This is a genomic window from Kitasatospora sp. NPDC093558, from assembly GCF_040683475.1.
In the GTDB taxonomy this organism is placed as follows: Bacteria; Actinomycetota; Actinomycetes; order Streptomycetales; family Streptomycetaceae; genus Kitasatospora.
Map to the genome: position 1 here is coordinate 1 of NZ_JBFBDY010001261.1, position 1245 is coordinate 1245.

General features: G+C 70.9%; 1 pseudogene. It reads right to left on the reverse strand.

Features of this window, described 5'->3' with window-relative positions:
• Positions 1-1207, reverse strand: a pseudogene (locus AB0O00_RS40190) (hypothetical protein); the annotation flags it as partial.
• Positions 1208-1245: the final 38 nt, after the last annotated feature.

A 1245-nucleotide genomic window follows, 5' to 3' on the forward strand; every position in this document is an offset into this window, starting at 1 on the left:
TGACGGACACGCCGGCGCCGTTCACGTTGGCGTCGATGACCAGGCCGGTGATCATCCAGGTGCCGTGGCGGGCGTCGTAGGCGACCGACGGGTCGGAGACCCGGGCCCAGCTGCCGCCGCCCTGGTAGGTGGTGATGCCGGGCAGCATGCCGTGCTGCCAGGTGGTTCCGCCGTCGGTGGAGGTGTTCCAGCTGATGTCCGAGGAGCCGCCGTCGGTGAAGCGGCCGACCTGGGAGGAGGAGACGATGGTGGTGCCGTAGGCGAAGGTGTCCGGCTCCAGCTCGGTGGCGTGCTGGCTGGTGGAGTTGGTGAACGGGTCGGTGCTGACCTGTACGAGGTTCGGCCCGGTGCCGTTGACCGTGAGCGTGAAGGTGGCGGTGTGGGTGGCGGAGGTGCCCGTGCCGGTCACGGTGATCGGATACGTGCCGGACGGCGTGCTCGCGGCAGTGGAGACGGTCAGCGTGGACGAGCCTCCGGCCGTCACCGAGGACGGGCTGAACGCGGCCGTGACGCCGGAGGGCAGACCGCTCGCCGACAGGGCCACCGTCTGCGCCGAACCGGCGGTGACGGCCGTGGAGACGGTGGAGGTGGCGGCCGCACCGGCGTTCACCGTGGCCGAGGCCAGGCTGTCCGCGAGGGAGAAGTCGTCGGTTGCCGCACCGGTGACCTGGACGTCGTCGTAGAGCGTGTACGTCGCGTCGCCGGGCCAGTTGTCGTCCTGGTTGCTCAGCGTCAACGTGTACGCGTGACCGGCCGTCAGGGAGCTGGTGATCTGCTGCCAACCGGCGCCGCTGGTGCAGGTCTTGGGCAGGACCGTGCTGGTGGTTCCGGCCGTGGTGTCCTGGAGTGTGGCGGTGGCCCAGTCGTAGGTGACGGTGTCCGGGCAGGTCACCTCGTACCAGAAGGACAGGGCGGGGCTGCCGGACGGTGCCGTGAAGGACTGGCTGATCGATGAGAGGCCGTTGGTGGGTGAGGTGCTGCCGAGCATCGCGGCGTAACTGCCGCCGTGCGGGCCGCTGGTGGTGACGGAGGCGGTGCCCGTGGCGGTCCAGCCGGTGAGGTTCCCGGCTTCGAAGTCACCGTTGGTGATGCCGGTCGCGGCGGTGGCCGGGGTCGCGGTCCAGGCCGCTCCCGCGAGGACGAGGGCCACCGAGGCGAGGGCGGCGAGCATGCGCCGCCGCGCGGGTGTTGTGCGAGGGTGTCGCATCCGAACTCCTTGCGTGGGGTGGGAGGCGCGGATGACAG